This is a genomic window from Paenibacillus sanfengchensis (assembly GCF_036864765.1).
Taxonomy (GTDB): domain Bacteria; phylum Bacillota; class Bacilli; order Paenibacillales; family Paenibacillaceae; genus Fontibacillus; species Fontibacillus sanfengchensis.
Map to the genome: position 1 here is coordinate 528,571 of NZ_JBAGJC010000004.1, position 18,121 is coordinate 546,691.

General features: G+C 52.9%; 18 protein-coding genes. 13 read left to right on the forward strand and 5 right to left on the reverse strand.

The window, feature by feature from the left end; genetic code table 11:
* Positions 1 to 40: 40 nt before the first annotated feature.
* The 4 genes from V4U84_RS11660 to V4U84_RS11675 all read left to right on the forward strand — a co-directional run bounded on the left by V4U84_RS11660 (position 41) and on the right by V4U84_RS11675 (position 3,294).
* Positions 41 to 886 carry a transporter substrate-binding domain-containing protein gene (locus V4U84_RS11660; protein WP_334071209.1) on the forward strand — a complete coding sequence of 282 codons (846 nt, stop codon included), beginning with the start codon at positions 41 to 43 and terminating at the stop codon, positions 884 to 886.
* 94 nt (positions 887 to 980) lie between these two features.
* Positions 981 to 1,643, forward strand: a complete 663-nt coding sequence (locus V4U84_RS11665; protein WP_334071208.1) for an amino acid ABC transporter permease — start codon at positions 981 to 983, stop codon at positions 1,641 to 1,643.
* A complete protein-coding gene (locus V4U84_RS11670; RefSeq protein ID WP_334071207.1) occupies positions 1,630 to 2,352 on the forward strand; it encodes an amino acid ABC transporter ATP-binding protein in 723 nt (240 codons plus the stop codon). Before V4U84_RS11665 ends, V4U84_RS11670 begins: the two co-directional genes overlap by 14 nt.
* A gap of 240 nt (positions 2,353 to 2,592) precedes the next feature.
* Positions 2,593 to 3,294, forward strand: a complete 702-nt coding sequence (locus V4U84_RS11675; RefSeq protein ID WP_334071206.1) for a 3D domain-containing protein — start codon at positions 2,593 to 2,595, stop codon at positions 3,292 to 3,294.
* Positions 3,295 to 3,347: 53 nt separating this feature from the next.
* Here V4U84_RS11675 and V4U84_RS11680 read toward each other — a convergent pair whose 3' ends face one another.
* Positions 3,348 to 4,202: a polysaccharide deacetylase family protein gene (locus tag V4U84_RS11680; RefSeq protein ID WP_334071205.1), complete on the reverse strand. Its 855-nt coding sequence runs from the start codon at positions 4,200 to 4,202 to the stop codon at positions 3,348 to 3,350.
* A 163-nt stretch (positions 4,203 to 4,365) separates the two neighbouring features.
* Here V4U84_RS11680 and V4U84_RS11685 point away from each other — a divergent pair, with 163 nt between their 5' ends.
* From V4U84_RS11685 to mobB, 5 genes are read left to right on the forward strand one after another with little or no spacing between them, the layout of a single operon-like run.
* Entirely contained in the window at positions 4,366 to 5,061 is a 696-nt protein-coding gene (locus V4U84_RS11685) for a dihydroorotate dehydrogenase electron transfer subunit (RefSeq protein WP_334077230.1), read from the forward strand.
* Complete coding sequence (locus V4U84_RS11690; protein WP_334077231.1) at positions 5,058 to 5,990, forward strand: dihydroorotate dehydrogenase; 933 nt, start codon at positions 5,058 to 5,060, stop codon at positions 5,988 to 5,990. The genes V4U84_RS11685 and V4U84_RS11690 overlap by 4 nt, the downstream gene beginning before the upstream one ends.
* Before the next feature lie 39 nt (positions 5,991 to 6,029).
* Entirely contained in the window at positions 6,030 to 6,380 is a 351-nt protein-coding gene (gene lpdD / locus V4U84_RS11695) for a prenylated flavin chaperone LpdD (RefSeq protein ID WP_334077232.1), read from the forward strand.
* Positions 6,380 to 7,651 carry a molybdopterin molybdotransferase MoeA gene (locus V4U84_RS11700; protein WP_334077261.1) on the forward strand — a complete coding sequence of 424 codons (1,272 nt, stop codon included), beginning with the start codon at positions 6,380 to 6,382 and terminating at the stop codon, positions 7,649 to 7,651. The genes lpdD and V4U84_RS11700 overlap by 1 nt, the downstream gene beginning before the upstream one ends.
* Positions 7,648 to 8,199, forward strand: coding sequence for a molybdopterin-guanine dinucleotide biosynthesis protein B (mobB, locus tag V4U84_RS11705; protein WP_334077233.1), 552 nt, complete (start codon positions 7,648 to 7,650; stop codon positions 8,197 to 8,199). The genes V4U84_RS11700 and mobB overlap by 4 nt, the downstream gene beginning before the upstream one ends.
* Positions 8,200 to 8,259: 60 nt before the next feature.
* Here the strand turns inward: mobB and xerS are convergent, their stop codons facing one another.
* The 3 genes from xerS to V4U84_RS11720 form a co-directional block, all read right to left on the reverse strand.
* Complete coding sequence (xerS, locus tag V4U84_RS11710; RefSeq protein WP_334077234.1) at positions 8,260 to 9,360, reverse strand: tyrosine recombinase XerS; 1,101 nt, start codon at positions 9,358 to 9,360, stop codon at positions 8,260 to 8,262.
* A 42-nt stretch (positions 9,361 to 9,402) separates the two neighbouring features.
* A complete protein-coding gene (locus tag V4U84_RS11715) occupies positions 9,403 to 10,062 on the reverse strand; it encodes a spermine/spermidine synthase domain-containing protein (RefSeq protein ID WP_334077235.1) in 660 nt (219 codons plus the stop codon).
* A gap of 211 nt (positions 10,063 to 10,273) precedes the next feature.
* The gene (locus tag V4U84_RS11720) at positions 10,274 to 10,684 is read right to left on the reverse strand and encodes a MarR family winged helix-turn-helix transcriptional regulator (protein WP_334077236.1); all 411 of its coding nucleotides are present in this window, start codon (positions 10,682 to 10,684) and stop codon (positions 10,274 to 10,276) included.
* A 150-nt stretch (positions 10,685 to 10,834) separates the two neighbouring features.
* Between V4U84_RS11720 and V4U84_RS11725 the strand changes: the two genes are divergently transcribed.
* Together V4U84_RS11725 and V4U84_RS11730 are read left to right on the forward strand one after the other, a co-directional pair.
* Positions 10,835 to 12,070, forward strand: a complete 1,236-nt coding sequence (locus tag V4U84_RS11725) for an MFS transporter (protein WP_334077237.1) — start codon at positions 10,835 to 10,837, stop codon at positions 12,068 to 12,070.
* Between the two features lie 781 nt (positions 12,071 to 12,851).
* Positions 12,852 to 14,411, forward strand: coding sequence for a 2-isopropylmalate synthase (locus V4U84_RS11730; RefSeq protein ID WP_334077238.1), 1,560 nt, complete (start codon positions 12,852 to 12,854; stop codon positions 14,409 to 14,411).
* A 94-nt stretch (positions 14,412 to 14,505) separates the two neighbouring features.
* Here the strand turns inward: V4U84_RS11730 and V4U84_RS11735 are convergent, their stop codons facing one another.
* Positions 14,506 to 15,432: an L-lactate dehydrogenase gene (locus V4U84_RS11735; RefSeq protein WP_334071195.1), complete on the reverse strand. Its 927-nt coding sequence runs from the start codon at positions 15,430 to 15,432 to the stop codon at positions 14,506 to 14,508.
* Between the two features lie 312 nt (positions 15,433 to 15,744).
* Here V4U84_RS11735 and V4U84_RS11740 point away from each other — a divergent pair, with 312 nt between their 5' ends.
* Together V4U84_RS11740 and V4U84_RS11745 are read left to right on the forward strand one after the other, a co-directional pair.
* Entirely contained in the window at positions 15,745 to 16,761 is a 1,017-nt protein-coding gene (locus V4U84_RS11740) for a polysaccharide deacetylase family protein (RefSeq protein ID WP_334077239.1), read from the forward strand.
* 53 nt (positions 16,762 to 16,814) lie between these two features.
* Positions 16,815 to 18,119, forward strand: coding sequence for a WD40/YVTN/BNR-like repeat-containing protein (locus V4U84_RS11745; RefSeq protein WP_334077240.1), 1,305 nt, complete (start codon positions 16,815 to 16,817; stop codon positions 18,117 to 18,119).
* Positions 18,120 to 18,121 lie beyond the last annotated feature (2 nt).

Genomic DNA, 18,121 nt, shown 5'->3' on the forward strand with positions numbered 1-18,121 from the left:
GATTCGCTAAACATTTATTTTACCGACGGGAGAGAGACAGATGAGAAAATGGGGTATTTTAATTGTAGCACTTATGATGGTGAGCGTACTTGCCGCTTGCGGACAAAATAAGAACAGCGGCGCGGGAAATGCGCCCGCGAAACAAGGCAGCGCGGCTGAAGCCAATCAGGGAACTGCTGGCGGCGGAAACGCCAAAAAGCTGATCGTTGGGATGAGCGCGGATTTCCCTCCTTACGAATTCCATCTTAAGAACGAGAAGGGTGAGGACGAAATCGTCGGTTTCGACGTGGAAATCGCCAAAGAGATCGCCAAGGACGTTGGGGCCGAGCTGGAAATCAAGGATATGAGATTCGACTCGCTGTTGAACGAACTGGAAAGCGGACGTGTGGATCTCGTTATTTCGGGACTCAGCCCGAAGCCGGAACGAGCGAAGCAGATCGATATGTCCCAGATTTATTACAAGGCGGAGCAAGCGATTGTATCGCTTACGGAAAACAAAGATAAATACGCTACTATGGAATCACTGGAAGGCTTGAAAATCGGCGTGCAAACCAGTTCGATCCAGGAAGATATGGCCAAGACGGTAAAAGGCGCCAAGCTGACTTCTCTGGCCAAAATTTCCGATATTATTATGCAGTTGAAATCCGGACGAGTGGATATAGCGATTTTGGAAGGCCCGGTTGCCGAATCGTTTGTCAAGAACGTCGACGGCCTTAGCATTACGGATGCCAAACCGGTAACGGAAGATGAAGGGTATGTAGTCGGTGTCAAAAAAGGCAACAAGGAAATGCTCGACCAGGTGAACACGACGCTGGACCGACTGCTCAAAGACGGTTCGATCGACAAGTTCGTAACGGAAGCAAGCGCGCTTGCCGAGAAGAAATAAGCGCGGATCGAGTTTGCAGAAAATAGCGGATCTCTTTCGCTATTTTCTGTTTTTTTGTGAAGGACTGAGGTAAACTAGGAGGAATGATGGGAACATGGATTTTTTTACAATGTTTTGGGAGTATCGCAGCTTTTTCTTAATCGGGTTGCTTTATACCTTGCAACTGGCGGCTCTCGGCGTTCTGTTCGGATTTGTACTGGGTCTTATTATCACGCTCTTGCGGATGGCCCCTTGGGGGATTCTCCGGTTCATCGGGCATGCCTGGGTTGAATTTTTGCGGGGCACACCGATGCTTGTCCAGCTTTTCATTATTCATTACGGTTTTGCCAACGCGTTCGATCTTAATTTCACTCCGATCCAGTCGGGAGCCATTACGCTCTCCATCAACAGTTCCGCTTATCTGGCCGAAATTTTTCGGGCCGGGATCCAGGGAGTGGACCGGGGGCAGGGCGAAGCGGCGCGTTCTTTGGGGATGACGCGGGGGATGTCGCTGCGCTTCATCATCATTCCGCAGGCAATCAAATCGGTGCTTCCCGCGATCGGGAACGAGTTCGTCACCATTATCAAAGAGTCTTCGATCGTTTCGTTTATCGGCATCACGGAGCTTATGTTCCAATCCGGAGCTGTCGTTGGGATTACCTATGACGGAATGACGCCGTATCTGATCGTTGCGGTGATGTACTTTATTTTGACATTTACACTTTCCCGCATTCTGGGGTTGTTCGAAAGGAAGTTGAAAGCCAGTGATCACCGTTAAAAATTTGCATAAGAAGTTCGGCCAGCTTCATATTTTGAAGGGCATTGATCTTGAAATTTCCAAGGGTGAGGTTGTTGTCGTCATCGGACCGAGCGGCTCGGGCAAAAGTACGTTTCTTCGCTGTCTGAACCGGCTGGAAGAGCCGACCGAAGGCGAAATTACGTTCGAAGGCAAATCCATTACCGCCAGGGGGCATAACATTAATCAAACCCGGGAAAAGATGGGCATGGTGTTTCAACAATTCAATTTGTTCCCGCACAAATCGGTTATCGACAATATTACGTTGGCTCCCATCCGGGTGAAGAAGATGGACAAAGCGCGCGCGGTATCGCTGGCGGTGGAGCTGCTGCGAACGGTCGGACTGGAGGACAAACTCAATGCGTACCCTACCCAACTGTCCGGTGGACAGAAGCAGCGCATTGCCATTGCGCGGGCCTTGGCCATGGAACCGCACGTCATGCTGTTCGACGAGCCTACCTCCGCGCTCGATCCGGAGATGGTCGGCGAAGTGCTTGACGTTATGAAGAAGCTCGCCGATAAGGGCATGACCATGGTTATAGTCACGCACGAAATGGGCTTCGCCCGCGAGGTAGGCGACCGGATCATATTCATGGATCAGGGGCAGATCGTGGAGCAGGGGAGCCCTCAGGAAGTGTTTGGCGCACCGAAACATCAGCGTACTCAGGATTTTCTAAGCAAGGTGTTGTAAATCTTATACAGCCTAAAAAGAGGCGGGGCTTTCGCAGAAGCGGGAGGCCGCCTCTTTTTCTTGCTTTTTTGTCATTTTTGTCATTGGCATAAGATAAAAAAATGGCTTTAAAGCGCGGTTTTCAGCTCCTTGGAAACAATTGCTTGGTCATATGGTTACAAAATTGTGATATATTGAGTAGGCCAGAACCTGGTATGACAGGAGACTATCGCCGCAGGCATTTTCAAGGAGGACGTCAGCATGAAACAACATCATAGACATAAGATACATTGGAAGCGAATGATAGGAGCCGCCGCCATCGCGATCGGACTCGCGGGGACGCTGCAAGCCGCTCCGGTATTTGCGGAAGCGAACGCTATACATAAGGCAAAGGAGGGGGACACCTTTTACCTGCTTGCCGAGCAATATGGGGTAGAGGTGAACCAACTGAAGCTTGCGAATCCGTCGATCTCGGCCACGAACATCTATGACGGTTTGGATATCGTCATTCCCGGACGGGAAACGGATCCCCCGCAAGCCGCAGGTTCCATGACGGTGAAAGGCAATTTGGAGGAAGCGCTTCCCACGCTCAAGGTCGCTGAAAACGACAAGGTCGTGGAGGCATGGGGGAAATCTTTCAATTATTCCAAGACCGTGGACGTGAAGGCGAGCGCCTACTCCGCCTCGGCCGCGGAGAACGGGGGATGGGGGGCCGTGGACTATTTCGGCAACCCGCTGCAGCTCGGGACGATTGCGGTCGATCCGAAGGTGATTCCGATGGGAACCAAAGTGCTGGTTACAGGCCATAGCCATGCGAATCTGCCGAAAAAAGCCTTCGTCGCGACCGCCACGGATCAAGGCGGCGCCATCAAGGGCCGCCGAATCGATATTTTTATTCCGGGTAAACAGAATGATGTCAAAACTTTCGGATTTCAGGATGTCACTTTATACATTTTAAAATAAGCCTAATTGCACGGAAGCAGCAGAACTGGTATGGTTCTGCTGTTTTTTTAGGTTCATTTAAATTTTGGCAGGTTGAGCAGCTCCGGCAAGGTGACGAATTGATACCCCCGGGCTCTTAGCGTTTTAATGATTTCCGGCAGGGCTTCGATCGTACCGGTCAAATCGGAGCCGTTCCCCCCGCCGGCGTGAAACAGCACGATGGAGCCGGGCCCCGCGGCGTTTAACACATTGGATTTGACCTTGGAACTGTCAATTCCTTTCCAATCCAAGGAATCGACGTTCCAGTTTACGATCGTGTACCCGTTTTTCTTGGCCCATTTCACCTGTTCTTCATTGATTTCCCCGTATGGCGGACGAAGAAACTTGGGGCGGTAGCCGATGATTCCGCTCAGTATGTTTTCGGTACGCAATATTTCTTGCTGGAATTGTTTTACTGACCGGTTCCTAAACTGCGGGTGACTAAAGGAATGATTGCCGAGGATATGGCCTTCCCGGTGGATTCGGCGAACGAGATCAGGGTTTTTCTTGACCCGGTGGCCTACGGCGAAGAAGGTCGACTTCACATGGTACTGGCTTAATATATCCAGAATCCGGGGAGTAAAGCGGGGATCTGGAACATCATCAAAAGTTAAAGCTATCTTCTTGACGTCAGGCCCGCGAAATTTAAAGGTCTCCGAATATTGACGGCGCAATTCTCTCAGATTTTTCGGTTTGGCGGTGGTTTCTATCGATTCGGGAGCCGCCGGAACACACCTAAAAACCCCGGCCCCGGTTGCTGTTTGGGAGGTCTCTTTCCATGCGGCGGGTTCCATGGCTGCGACAGCACCGGCAGGTGACCCCAGCAGCAAAACGGCGAGCAGGCCCGAAATTCCACAGGCGATCCGCGAAAGTGTGATTATTCTGGACATAAAAAAGCCCTCCTTCATCAGGACATCGGTCAGGTAATGGTATGCCCTAAATTTCCCACCCCTATTCAAAGTGACAAATGTCACAGACTGTGAGGCCCCAAAAAATGCATCTTAAATGAAGCATACCGCTTATGGAATAAATGCAACGGAAGGGGAGAGGGCCTTGCCGGAAATTTTAGCGAACGAACAGGTTGCCGCAGGCGTATACCGATTGACCGTAGGGGGCCGGTTTGAAGGAAACATGGGGCAATTTTACATGCTGCGTGCATGGGAGCAATATCCATTGCTTCCCCGGCCACTTAGTATCTTTAACATTACGGAGCACAGTATAGAGTTTCTATACCTGGTTGTTGGAGAAGGAACGCGGATTCTCTCCTCGCTTCGCAGAGGGGATTCGGTGCAACTCGAAGGTCCGCTCGGCAACGGGTTTCCCGCCCCTGCAGGAAAGACGGCCATGGTCGGCGGAGGGATCGGCACGGCTCCGTTTTATTACGCTCTCGAGCGGATCACGGATGCGGATTTGTATTTGGGTTTTAGCAGAGAGGCGTATCTTGTGGACGAGTTTCGCCCGAGAACGACGGGAAATGTGGTCGTGGATGTCGGGGGGCTGATATTGGATCAAGTTGATTTTAACAGCTATGACACGATTTACGTCTGCGGTCCCCACAAAATGCTGGAAGCCGCTCAACAGCGGCAGCTGGCTTCGGGAACCAAAGCCGATGTGTACGTTTCCCTGGAGAACCGGATGGCCTGCGGAATCGGCGCATGTCTGGTCTGCAGTGTGCAGTGCCGGGACAAACGCAAGAAGGCGTGTACGGACGGTCCTGTATTTCGCGCGGAGGAGGTGGTCTTCGGATGAGGGATACCACTTGCCAAATCGCCGGCATCCCGTTCAAGAACCCGATCGTCATGGCTTCGGGAACGTTCGGGTTCGGCAACGAATACGGTGCCTTCTATCATTTGAGCCGTTTAGGCGGCATTTCGGGGAAAGGGTTAACACTACATCCCAAACAGGGGAACAACGGACTGCGGGTCTATGAGACGCCGTCCGGCATGCTGAATAGCGTAGGGTTGGAAAACCCGGGCATTCCCGCCTTTTTAAGGGATGAGTGTCCGCGTTGGGAAGCGCTGGACCTCGTGCGCATCGTCAATTTGGGCGGAAACACGATCCAGGACTACGTGGAAGGCGCCAGACTGCTTCAGGAAGCGGCCTGGGAGCGGGCGCAGGAGCAACGTACGGCATTTGATATGATCGAACTCAACATCTCCTGTCCGAATGTGAAGGCCGGGGGGATGGCCTATGGAATTCAAACGGAAACGGCAAGAGCAGTGGTGAGGGAAATCAGGGCCGCCACTTCGCTGCCGCTGGTGGTGAAGCTGTCGCCAAACGCCGAGAATATCGTGGAGATGGCGGAAATGTGCGAGAAGGAAGGGGCGGACGGCGTTTCCCTCGTCAATACGTTCTCGGCGATGAAAATCGATATCCGCAAGCGCCGAAGTGTCTTTGACAATTTGTATGCCGGACTGTCCGGCCCGGCGATCAAGCCGATCGCACTCCGCATGGTCCATCAGGTTAGCCGGGCCGTGAGTATTCCGGTAATGGGGATGGGCGGCATCAGCAGCGCCGAAGACATTCTGGAGTTTATCATGGCCGGGGCGGAGGTGGTTCAGGTGGGGACCTTCAATTTCGTGAACCCGCGAGCCGGTATCCAACTGATCGAGGATTTGGAGTTGTTAATGGGCGAGGAAGGGATCTCCTCTTTGGACGAAATCCGCGGAATCCTTTAAAATAGAAGCCAAGCATGTTTATTGAAGGAGGCTTCGCACATGAACCACGGTTTTGAGGATATTCGGCTGGAGAGCGTGCCGATGGGACGGGACCTCCTGATTATGATCACCGGTGGGGAAGCCCATATCGGTGCGGCATCCACCGCTTATCCGGTCGCCGGAGGGGCCGAGGTTCAGACCTCGGCCGTCCCGGGCCACAAGGAGCATGTCCTGACGGAAAGCTTGGCCAAACGGGCGGCGGCGGCGTTGTCGTGTACGGTAACTGTCGTGATGGGAATTCATTATGACGGGCTGTCCCGGGAAGAAATCCAACGGATTTCAAGCATAACGGATGAACGGATGAATGAGTTTTTAAGAAGCGGGCAAACACAGGAAGGGGCCGACGAATGATGACAGATCAGAGCCAAAAAGAGGATAAGTTCCGGCGTCGGGCAATTTCGGTTCAAGAGGGACAGGAGAAGGTTCTGGCCCACACCCGGATCGCGGGAACGGAATGGATTCCCCTTCACGAAGCGCAGGACCGGATTCTCGCCGAAGATATTCTGGCTCCGCATCCCTATCCGCATTTCCGCCGGTCGGGGATGGACGGCTTTGCGGTTCGGAGTGCGGATACGGCCGGCTGCACCACCGAGAAGCCCGTATACTTGGAAGTGATCGATGAGATCCCTTGCGGAAGTCTTCCCTCCGTCGCGCTCGTGCCGGGTACGGCCGCCCGGATTATGACCGGAGCCAAAGTGCCGGACGAGGCCGATGCCGTCGTCATGTTTGAAATGACGGAGGCCGGGGTATCCCATGGGAAAGACATGATTATGCTGAAACGCGAAATCGCGCCGGGCAGCAATGTAACGCCGGTGGGTCTGGAACTGGCCGCCGGGGAGCTGGTTTTGGAGCGGGGGCGGCGAATCTCGGCCGGGGAGATTTCGGTGCTGGCCACATTCGGGGTGCACCGCGTCCCGGTGACAAAGCGTCCGAGTGTCGCGATTTTCTCCACGGGCTCGGAATTGCTCGGTATCGAAGAACCGCTGCAGGACGGGCGAATCCGCAACAGCAATACGTATATGCTGGCGACCCAGGTCCGGGAGGCGGGCGGAGAGCCGGTCATCCTTGAAGCGATCGCCGATGATTTGGCCACGGCCCGGCAGAAAGTACAGGATGCTTTCGCGTTGTACGATTTCGTGATCACGACCGGCGGGGTCTCGGTCGGCGATTTTGACATCATGGCGGATTTGGTCCAAAGCGGTGACGTGGAGATGCTGTTCAACAAAGTGATGATGCGTCCCGGAAGCGTGACGACCGCCGCGGTCAAGGACGGCAAGCATTTGTTCGCCTTATCGGGGAATCCCGGGGCCTGCTTCGTCGGCTTCGAACTGTTCGTAAGGCCCGTCATCGGCCGGATGCTCGGCATAAACGAGCCGTTTCTCCCTGAATGGGAGGCGGAATTGGGCCGGGATTATACGAAGGTCAACAACTTCACCCGTTTTGTGCGCGGACGGCTTGAGGTTCGGGAAGGGCGCTTGTACGCTTATCCGGCTTCGCTGGATGAGTCCAGCGTAATGATTACGATCAAGGACAGCGATTGTCTGATTGTCATTCAGCCGTCCAGCAGAGGTGTTAAGGCCGGTGAAACGGTTACTGTGCTGCGCCTGGCGGGGGCCCGATGATCCCCGTCATCCAGGTCGTCGGTTACAAAAATAGCGGGAAGACCACGTTGATCGGCCGTCTGCTGCCGCTGCTGCGGGAGAAGGGCGTACGCGCGGCCGTGATCAAACATGATGTGCACGGATTCGAAGGCGATGTGCCGGGGACCGACACCCATAAATTTCGTATGTCCGGTGCCGCGGCAACCGCGATTACGTCCCCATGGCGGACCGCCGTGGTCGAGGAGCGGGAGTCCCCGCTGGCCGATTTGATCGAACGGTTTCAGACGTATGATTTGATCATAATCGAAGGCTTTAAGCGCGAGCCTTATCTCAAGCTGGTACTGGCTCGCGATGAAGGGGAGGACCTTGGTCTGCTGGATTCGCTTAGTGATGTGGTCGGGGTTATTTACCGTCCGGGTCACAGTTGCTCTGGCGGCAATCCTGGGGAAGCGGTTGACTCCGCTATGAAGGACATTCATCGGGATTACGGTGTTCCCGTGTTCCATGCGGAGAATGTGGAAGAGATAGCCCGATGGATCGGGCAAATGTTCGTTAATCCTGGTAAATAAACGAAAAGGTGGCCAAGAGAAGATGCTCTTGGCCACCTTTTTTGACAAGGTTCCGTATTTTCAGGAGCCGGTATCCGCCCTGACCTCGTTACGCCGCTCGATCGCTTCGGACATCGTTTTATCGGTCAGATGCGCATAGACCTCGGTCGTTTCCGTGGAAGCGTGACCGAGCTGTTCTTTCGTTTTGTAAATATCGTTTTGCAAATAATAGTCCGTGGCAAAAGAATGGCGCAGCTTATGCACCGTCAAATAAGGCTTGCCGAACCGCTTGGCATACTTGATAATCATCGCCTGTATCGCCCGCTTGGTCATCCGTTTGCCTTCCTTCTGGCCGTTCGGAATCGTGACGAAAAGGGCCTTTTCCCGTTTTGGCGTCTTGTACCGGGTCTGCCGAAGCATCAAATAATGGGTCAGATCGTCCTTGGATTGCTCGCGAAAATAGACGGGAGTTTTGAAAGTCTCATCATTGTTCCCTTTTCGGTACACATACAGCAATTTGTTCGCAAGATCGAGATCGTCGACATTCAGGTTGACCAGCTCCGAAACGCGCAGTCCCGAATTCAGGATCAGGCTGGCGATGCAGGCGTCGCGTTCCTTATTCTGCTCGTAGCTATGGAGCGCCTGCTTGTTGTTTTGAATATCCGCGCCGTACCCCTCCGCGATGTAGTCGATGAATTCCAGAAGCTCGTCTTCCTCCAAAATTTTCCCTTTTAATTTGGCGGCGGTATCCTTGGGCTTGTGGATCCGTTTGATTTCCACCTTCGCCATGATGTTCCGTTTCAGCAATGGATAAAAGTTCTCATCCTCGGCAATTTGGCTCAGGTAATGGAACAGCGAACGCAGGGAGGACATCTTCCGGGAGACCGTGATTCTTGCATTGGTACCCTCGGTCCGGGTCGTCAGATGAATCCGGTAGCCTACAATGCTCTCCATCCGCAGGCGCTCCAATTCCAACAGCGTAACTTGCGCGTTGCCGGCCGCCTCCGAAAGACCCTCGGCGCGCAGCCAGTTGAAGAACTGCTCATAATCGCGAACATATTCCAGAAGGGTGGAGGGAGAAAGGTCCGGCAGCTTATAGTCGATAAATTGCTGGACGAACCAGGGCATATCCACGACCCGTTCATCGAGTTTTTTGCGGTCGATCGCTTTTTGAATCGTCATGGTTACACCTCCTTGAACCGATAAGCCGCTTGGGCGGACGAATCATTTTTGAATCAGAAAGATGTAGTCCGGTACTCCGTTTTGCTGGGGGACCTCAAGAGATTGAACATTTCCGTAAAAGCGCTCCAGCCGGGAAACAAACTCCAGAGAGGGCGTCGCGCTCCAAAACGTCACACATCCCCCGGGTTTGAGCCGGCTCCGAAGCCGGGCCAGCCCGGATTCATCATAAAGGGAGCCGTTGGCGTCAAATACTTTCCAATCCGGTCCGTTATCGATATCCAGGCATATCAGGTCAAAAATTTCATCCGTTTGGAAAAGCCACTTGAGCAAATCGTCATGAATCAGCCTCGTTTTCGGGTGGGATAGGGCATTGCCGGACACCGGGGCCAGTACCGAACGGTTCCATTCGATCACTTTTTGTTCAATTTCCACAACGGTAACCGTACGAACACGATCATCCTTCAAGGCCTCCTGCAACGAAAACCCTACGCCCAAGCCGCCGATCAATACCGACTCGCAGCATTTGGCAGAGTTCAGGGCGCTTCGGACAAGCAGCTGTTCCGATTCTCCATTGTACGTCGCCATCAGAAAGGTTCCATTGCTGATTACCTCGAAATACTCGCCCCTGCGCTGAAGCTGTATTTCCCCCCGCAGCGTCTGGGCTCGCTCAATGATCTCGACAGGGCTATCATAATCGTTCAATTCAAGCACCTCCGTCAACCTATTTTCCGCGTTCCTAATTCAACTCGAATATAGAGGACAACGACGAGGTTGTCAAATAGTGCCTTTTGTTTCAAAATTTCATTATATGAAAAATTCATAATAGTAAACCCTATATTCTTCGTCCCTATCACAGTTCCCCAAGTTCACCATTTTTCTCTCCTTATCCGCAAACCGGAAGAAAAATAGCGGGTTAGTCAAAAGTCCGGTTCAGCTTGGTCAGAAGCCGGCCGAATATCACCTTCTCTTCGTCGGACCAATCCCGGATCAAACGGGCGATGCGGTCGGTTCGCGATTTTTTGGAGACCGCGAGCTCCTGTTTGCCGAGTTCGGTGATTTGCAGGGAATAGGCCCGTCCGTCCGCCGGATCGGGAATCCGTACGACATAGCCTTTTTTCTCCAAAGCCGCCGTTTGTCTGCTTACGGTAGAGATGTCCAGCCGGAACTCATCGGCGAGCGCCTTAACGCCGGCAGCGCCGTTAGCGTGAATTTGATGCAGAAGCAAATAGGCCGATCTGTCCAGATTCCCGTGTTTCCGGTTCGTTATTCGCCGATACAAGATGGCAAGCTCCACCTCAATCGTTTCCAAAGCTTGTTCGTCCATGACTAAAACCTCAATTCACATTAAATTTAAAATAAGTTGACACCGTTGGACATAGTTGTATAATACAATAATGTACTTTCATAATACAACTAATTAATCCGGAACAAAATTCATAAACATCTATGTTCCGTAAGGCAAGGAGAGAAAAGCATGTCAAATCAAGTATACTCCGATCCGAAGCCGGGATCGACTACGATCGGGGAGAAGCATGGAATTCTGAATCAGTCGCGTGCCGTCTGGGCCGTGTTTTTTGCGGGAATCATCGCCTTCATGGGAATCGGTCTCGTGGATCCGATTTTGCCTGCGATTGCGGAGAATCTACATGCTTCCCAGAGCCAAGTCACGCTGTTGTTTACGAGCTATAACGCTGTCATGGCGGTTGCCATGCTGATTACGGGGACGCTCTCCTCAAGGCTCGGTATGAAGCGGACGCTGCTCGCCGGTATTATTGTGATCGCTATATTCGCCGCACTCGGCGGATTGTCCGACAATATTTGGACCATTATCGGTTTGCGGGGGGGATGGGGACTCGGAAACGCCTTGTTCGTAGCTACGGCGCTTTCGGCGATCGTATCCTTATCCCAAAGCGGAACAACGCAGGCTGTTATTTTATACGAAGCCGCCGTGGGTCTGGGCATTTCTGTCGGCCCGCTGCTCGGCGGGTGGCTGGGGGCCATCACCTGGAGAGGCCCGTTTCTGGGCGTAGCTTCTTTGATGGTCGTTGCGTTTATCGGTCTCATCACCCTGATGCCCAAATCCGAGGGTGCTTCCCAAGGACAAAGCAGCACTTCGCCGTTGGAGCCGTTTCGGGCCTTAAAGCATCGCCCTCTGGTCGTATTCGGCCTCACCGCTTGCCTGTATAATTTCGGTTTCTTTACGCTGATGGCGTACGCTCCCTTTGTAATGGGCCTGGACGAACACGGGTTAGGCTACGTATTTCTCGGCTGGGGCGTTCTGCTGGCCTTCACCTCCGTATTTACGGCCCCACGCCTGCAGCGCAGGTTCGGGACCGTCCGCTCGATGGGATTCATGCTGTTTCTGTTTGCGCTAACCCTGCTGGCCATGGGGATTTGGACCGAGATCCAGTGGGTCGTTATCGCCTGTGTAATCTTTGCCGGTGCACTGCTGGGGAACAATAATACCTTAATCACCGCGGGGGTGATGAATGCTTCGCCGGTGGAGAGATCAACGGCCTCCGCCGCATACAGCTTCCTGCGCTTTCTTGGCGGCGCGATTGCCCCGTTCTTGGCGGGAAAGTTGGCGGAATGGTATAACCCGCACATTCCTTTTGTGGTCGGTGCCGGATTCGTACTGCTCTCCGTCCTGATAATTCTTTCCAATCGCCGACATGTAAGCCATGTGGATGAGATGGGAGCGGGACACTAAACGAGTGCAGCCAACGCAACAAAAAATCAAGGTTGACTTAATTTTTGATAATGGCATATAATAGCACCAAGTTTCAAATTGAAAGGCAAAGAAAAGGAGCAGGCCATACGGGCTCTTATGTCCAGAGAGCGGCGAACCAGCTGAAATCGCCGTCTTAATCCCGAGTGCCGACTCGCCTTGGAGCCGTTGTCCCGAACTTGATCTTGTAAGGACAACCGGGTTTAAAGCACCCGTTAACATGCTCGCTTAAGCGATTTTTGTATTGCTTGGCGCCGAGGCTGTGTTTTCGTTTATTCCGGAAGCACAGTGAATTTGGGTGGTACCACGGAAGAGCAACCCCTTTCGTCCCATTGTACGTTTGATGCGTACGGGATGAGAGGGGTTTTTTAGTTTTAGTTGCAAATAATGAATGATCGGCTATGAAAAGGAGCAGGTCCTACGGGCTCTTATGTCCAGAGAGCGGCGAGCAGGCTGAAATCGCCGTCTTAATCCCGTGACCGACTCGCCTTGGAGCCGCGTTCCCGAATCAGACCGGGGATCGGATGATATCGTCCGGATCCGCCGGCTGTTTAAGAAGCGCCGGATTGTACCCGTTATCGTACAGGAAACCGCCGGAGTTCCGGGCTCCCGCGGTTTCCGTTGAGACCTACGATGGGAGCATCGGAGGTAAATCAGGGTGGTACCGTGAAAGCAACCTCTTTCGCCCCTGCCAAAGCCATTGTTTGGCTTGGCGGGAGCGAAAGAGGTTTTTTTAATAACTTTAGAAAAGGTGGGAATGAACATGCGCAAAATTTATGTATTCGACACAACCCTGCGGGATGGGGAGCAGTCTCCGGGAGTCAGCTTGACGACGGAAGAGAAGGTGGAGATTGCCCTTCAATTGGAACGGCTCGGCATCGACCGGATCGAGGCCGGCTTTGCCGCCACATCTCCCGGCGATCTGCAGAGCATCCGGGAGATCGCGAAAAGGGTTAGGCACGCAACGCTGTTGAGTCTCGCCCGCTGCCACACGAAGGATATCGATGCGGCCGTGGAAGCGCTGAAGGAAGCGGAGGACCCTTGTTTGCATCTTGTTTTGGCCACCTCGCCGATTCACCGTGAGCACAAACTCCGGATGAGTCAGGACAAAATATTGGAGACGGCGGAGGCGGCGATCCGGTATGGCCGGAAATTTTTCAGCAAAGTTGAATTCTCCGCCGAGGATGCCAGCCGAACCGAGATCGACTTTCTGTGTAAAGTGACGGCGATGGCGATTTCCGCCGGGGCGACGGTGGTCAATCTGCCGGACACGGTCGGATTTGCCACGCCCGAGCAATTCGGGGCTATGTTCCGGACCATCATATCTTCCGTTCCGGGGATCGAGAAAATTCAGCTCAGCACGCACTGCCATGACGATTTGGGAATGGCGACCGCAAATACGCTGGCGGCGATAGCCAATGGGGTCGATCAATTCGAGGGAACCATAAACGGCATCGGGGAACGGGCCGGAAATACCTGCCTGGAGGAGGTGGCCTTGGCGCTCGAAACGCGCAGCGATTTCTACGGTGCCAAGACCGGGCTCGTGTTGAGCGAGATTTATAAAACCAGCCGGCTGGTCAGCAAATATACGGGGATGAGCGTCCCTGGGAATAAAGCGATCGTCGGGGCTAACGCCTTTGCCCATGAATCGGGGATCCATCAGGACGGGATGCTCAAACACCGCGGCACTTATGAAATTATCTCTCCCGAAACCATCGGTGCCAGTTCCAGCAAGCTGGTGCTCGGCAAGCATTCGGGACGGCACGCGTTTAAGGAAAAATTGGTCGATCTCGGCTATTCCCTGAACGAGGAGCAGCTGAATATCGCTTTTGCCAAGTTTAAGGCGTTGGCCGACCGGAAAAAGAATATCCTGTCCGAGGATATCCGGGCTCTCCTGGATGAGAACATTTCGAATGAGACGAAGCTGTTTGCCCTGGATAACCTCCAGGTAATTTACGGAAACCGGTCTTTGCCTACCGCGTCGGTCCGTATCTTGAAGCAGGACGGCACCATCGTCGATGAAGCCGCCGTAGGCAACGGTTCGGTGGACGCGGTGTATCGCGCACTGTCCAAAGCTACGGGGTGGCGGGTGGAACTGGAAGATTACAGTATCCATTCCGTGACGCCGGGGACGGATGCGCAAGCCGAGGTGCATGTTGTCATCAAGACGGCAGGTGAAACTTTCTCCGGCCGGGGAACCAGTACCGACATCGTCGAAGCCAGCGCCAAAGCCTTCCTTGAGGCGATCAATCGTGTGGCTGGCCGGAAGCATCCGGAGCGGAAGCCGGATCAGGAACGGGACGGCAATATCGTGATCTATTGACCGGCTTCATAAGGATTGGCAGGAAGAGGTAAAGCAAAATCCCCTGGGCAGTTGATTCCTGCTTGCAGGGGATTTTGCTTTCAAGCCTTGTGTATTACAGTTCCAGCTTGGCGATTTCCGATTTCAATTTGTTCGCGGATGCCTGGAATTTTTCGAGCTCTTGGCCGCTCAGCGTGAGATCCAGAACCTGGCGAACGCCGGTGCGATCTACGATGCTCGGTACACCGATATAAACGTCGGATACGCCGTTGTAATCGTTAAGCAGCGTAGATACGTTGAGAACGGAGCCCTCGTTTTGCAGAATGGAGACGATAATCCGATCCAGGGCCAGAGCAATGGCGTAAGAAGTCGCGCCTTTGGCGTTGATGATCTCATAAGCCGCATTTTTGGTGCTGTTGAAAATCTCTTCCCGATCTTCTTCGGAGAATTCCAGACCGATGCCGGCCACATTGGCCAGACTCCACAGCGGAACCTCGGAATCGCCGTGCTCGCCTACGATATGCGCGTGAATACTGCGCGGGTTGATTCCTTTATTCTGTCCGATCAAGTAACGAAAACGGGCGCTGTCCAGCAGGGTGCCGGAGCCGATAACGCGATTGGAAGGGAATCCGCTCTTTTTTAAGGACACATAGGACAAAATATCGACCGGGTTCGTAGCGACCAAAATGATCCCATGATCGTTGTATTTGACGATGTTCTGAATGATCGTGTCAAAAATGTCCGCATTCCTTTTCAGGAGATCGATTCGCGTTTCCCCCGGACGCTGGGAAGCGCCCGCGGCAATTACAATGACATCGGCATTCGCGCAATCGCTATAATCGCCGGCCCAGAGCTTAACCCCTCCGGTAAACGGAAGCCCGTGATTCATATCCAAGGCTTCACCAAGCGCCTTATCCTTATTCGCATCAATAAGTACGAGTTCCGAAACTCTTTCGCGAAGCAAAAGGGTGTAAGCGGTAGTTGCGCCAACTGCGCCTGTCCCAATAATCACGACTCTACTGGAACGAAGTTGAGTTTTCATTGATTCATCTCCCTAATAAGTGATATTTTCCATACCTTAGGTTGTGCAGAACAGGACGACCTTAATCAGCACGCCCGGATGGCCGGAACTTGAGAAATCCGTAACAAAACATACGGATATGTATTTATTACTCCCTACATTTTACATGAAACAATGAAAATTTAAAGTAAAACATGGAATTAAAAATATTTAAGTTTTTTCGTGGCTTTGTAACGACGGATTAACCAGGATGTAACCATATTGTAAGGACACTACCTCTCTTTTTATATTATTCTATTAATAACAACGGAAGAGAGGTTTTGGTGAGAGAGAATGTCCTACATAGAGAGAATGGAAGAACAAGCGGCGAGACAATCCAGATCGTCCAAACACGGGAAGGCTTCGAAGAGCAAAATGAAAACATTGATCATAGCAGCGTTGATTCTGTCGTCCACGTCGCTCGCATTCTGCGTCTATGCCGCCGGCTCCGTCATTCAGAAATCCAAGACGTCCGGATCGGTAACAGTGACGGCTCCCAAGTATTTGGAGGCCAATGAAACGGATGCGGCGAAGACGCAAACGGAAATGGATTCTCCGGAGAAGGCCGCTGAGCCTCCCGCAACGGAAGTTGACAAGGCGGACGACGCGAATACGACAGAGCCGGGAACGCCGTCCCAAAACAGCAATCCGGCCCCCAACCAGCAGAAGCAAGCCGTCCAGACCAAGGAGACTGCGGCCCAAAAAGTAGTTTATTTAACGTTTGATGACGGCCCCAGCAAATACACCAACCAAATTGTAAATATTTTAAATCAAAAAGGCATCCATGCCACTTTTTTTATGATCGGGAATCAACTGCAGGGGAACGAAAAGGCCGTCAAAACTGCGGCGCAGGCCGGAAATTACATCGGCATGCACAGCATGACCCACAACAAGAAAACTTTGTACAAGAGCGGAAGCTCCGCTAAATTTCTTAAGGAATATAAGCAGGAGCAAGCTATGATCAAGAAAATCGTAGGCGCTACCCCTTGGTTGATTCGCGCTCCATACGGAAGCCATCCTTTTATAGGGAAGACCTTCCGCGATGACATCGCAGCCGAACGCTTTAAAATGTGGGATTGGACGGTGGATTCCAAAGACTGGAGTTACCCGGGCAAACCCGATCGAATTATCCAGGAAGTCAAACGGCAGGCTCATCGGGACACCGAAGTCATTTTGATGCACGAGAAAGCGCAGACCGTACAGGCGCTGCCGGAGATTATTTCCGTTTTGGAAAAGAAGGGCTATTCTTTTGCGGTCTACAAACCGGACCAGCATGTCGTCGTCAACTTCTCGAAGGACCAGCGGTTATAAAAGATATGTTATACTTGTCTCACCATCTAGAATTAGGACAGTGAGGTGATTGTTTGTTCAAGTGGTGGTGCAACTTGGCGGGATGTCTTTTGACGGCGGGTTTGCTGCTTACCGCCTGCGCTTCGGAACAACCTGCGGATCCGGTCTCCTCTCTCCAAACGCAGCATGATGAGGGAATGGCAGAAGAGGGGCAGACCCTAACTATCGTCAACCCTGAACCTTCGCCAAGCCCCAATACTACATCTCCGGCGGAGGCCGAGACGGGAGAATATCAAATACAGACGCGCCTGACCGATTTTAAATTAATGAGTGACACGGCCGGATTGGCTTGGGGGTCAACGCGCAGCGAGCTGCGCTTATATACGACCCGGGATAACGGGAAAACCTGGACTAATATTTCCCCTTCTTCTTCGATTCAATTCCCGAACAACCCGCAGTATGGCAAGGACTTGTTTTTCAAGGACCTGGACCATGGCTGGGTTGTAAGAGATTCGCTCGGCTCCGGGGAGGCCATCGTGCTTCGGACGACAAACGGTGGAGGAACCTGGAAGATGACCTCGCTACCGAAAGCCGATGACGTCTCTTCGATCTATTTCGTCAACGAGCAGCGGGGCTGGATCTTGACCGTCGGTGACGGTGCGGACAGCATCGAAGCCAAGGCGGTATATACCACAGCGAACGGCGGGGCGACATGGGAGAAGATAATGAGCACTCCGTTGCTTCCGACCGATACATCCGCGGCGAATCACACGCTGCCCAAGCTGGGAAAACCGGATGGAATGATGTTTACCGATCAGAAAAACGGGTATGCCACTCTGATCGAAGATGGAACTCCCACCCTTTATGTCACTGTGGACGGGGGACAACGCTGGACCAAGAGCGCCTCATTCTTTGACGAAAGTAAAATTACGGGATGTACCCGCTTTACGACAACCGCGCCCCAAGGACTGAACGCGTCCGGGACGGCGGCATGGGTAGCCGTAGGCTGCGGAGGAGAGGGTGCTTTGAAATTTAACGGATATTTTACGCAGGATGCCGGAAAGCACTGGAGTCTGGCTCTGCTGGGTTTGCCATGGCAGAGAGAAGAGGACGGGGGGTTGTCCACCACGTTTTTAAATTCCCAGGAGGGGTGGACCCTGCAGAAATCGGTTATAATGCATACCGTGGATCAAGGGAAAACATGGTCACCTTTGCCGGAGAGCAGGAAGTTGCGTGAGGTTCTTGCGGACTATCCGGAGGTCGTGAAATTGCAATTCCACTCCCAAAAAACCGGATGGCTGTTGGTGGCCAATCATGATAAAAAAAGATCATTGCTTATGCAAACGCAGGATGGAGGAGTCAGTTGGCACGTGCTCTAGGA

Excerpts from the sequence above, each read along its gene's own strand:
- V4U84_RS11660 (WP_334071209.1), top strand. The coding sequence starts at position 41 with ATGAGAAAATGGGGTATTTTAATTGTAGCACTTATGATGGTGAGCGTA.
- V4U84_RS11740 (WP_334077239.1), top strand. The coding sequence starts at position 15,745 with ATGTCCTACATAGAGAGAATGGAAGAACAAGCGGCGAGACAATCCAGA.
- V4U84_RS11665 (WP_334071208.1), top strand. The coding sequence starts at position 981 with ATGGATTTTTTTACAATGTTTTGGGAGTATCGCAGCTTTTTCTTAATC.
- xerS (WP_334077234.1), bottom strand. The coding sequence starts at position 9,360 with ATGACGATTCAAAAAGCGATCGACCGCAAAAAACTCGATGAACGGGTC.
- V4U84_RS11725 (WP_334077237.1), top strand. The coding sequence starts at position 10,835 with ATGTCAAATCAAGTATACTCCGATCCGAAGCCGGGATCGACTACGATC.
- V4U84_RS11730 (WP_334077238.1), top strand. The coding sequence starts at position 12,852 with ATGCGCAAAATTTATGTATTCGACACAACCCTGCGGGATGGGGAGCAG.
- V4U84_RS11735 (WP_334071195.1), bottom strand. The coding sequence starts at position 15,432 with ATGAAAACTCAACTTCGTTCCAGTAGAGTCGTGATTATTGGGACAGGC.
- V4U84_RS11690 (WP_334077231.1), top strand. The coding sequence starts at position 5,058 with ATGAGGGATACCACTTGCCAAATCGCCGGCATCCCGTTCAAGAACCCG.
- mobB (WP_334077233.1), top strand. The coding sequence starts at position 7,648 with ATGATCCCCGTCATCCAGGTCGTCGGTTACAAAAATAGCGGGAAGACC.
- V4U84_RS11675 (WP_334071206.1), top strand. The coding sequence starts at position 2,593 with ATGAAACAACATCATAGACATAAGATACATTGGAAGCGAATGATAGGA.
- lpdD (WP_334077232.1), top strand. The coding sequence starts at position 6,030 with ATGAACCACGGTTTTGAGGATATTCGGCTGGAGAGCGTGCCGATGGGA.
- V4U84_RS11700 (WP_334077261.1), top strand. The coding sequence starts at position 6,380 with ATGACAGATCAGAGCCAAAAAGAGGATAAGTTCCGGCGTCGGGCAATT.
- V4U84_RS11720 (WP_334077236.1), bottom strand. The coding sequence starts at position 10,684 with ATGGACGAACAAGCTTTGGAAACGATTGAGGTGGAGCTTGCCATCTTG.
- V4U84_RS11680 (WP_334071205.1), bottom strand. The coding sequence starts at position 4,202 with ATGTCCAGAATAATCACACTTTCGCGGATCGCCTGTGGAATTTCGGGC.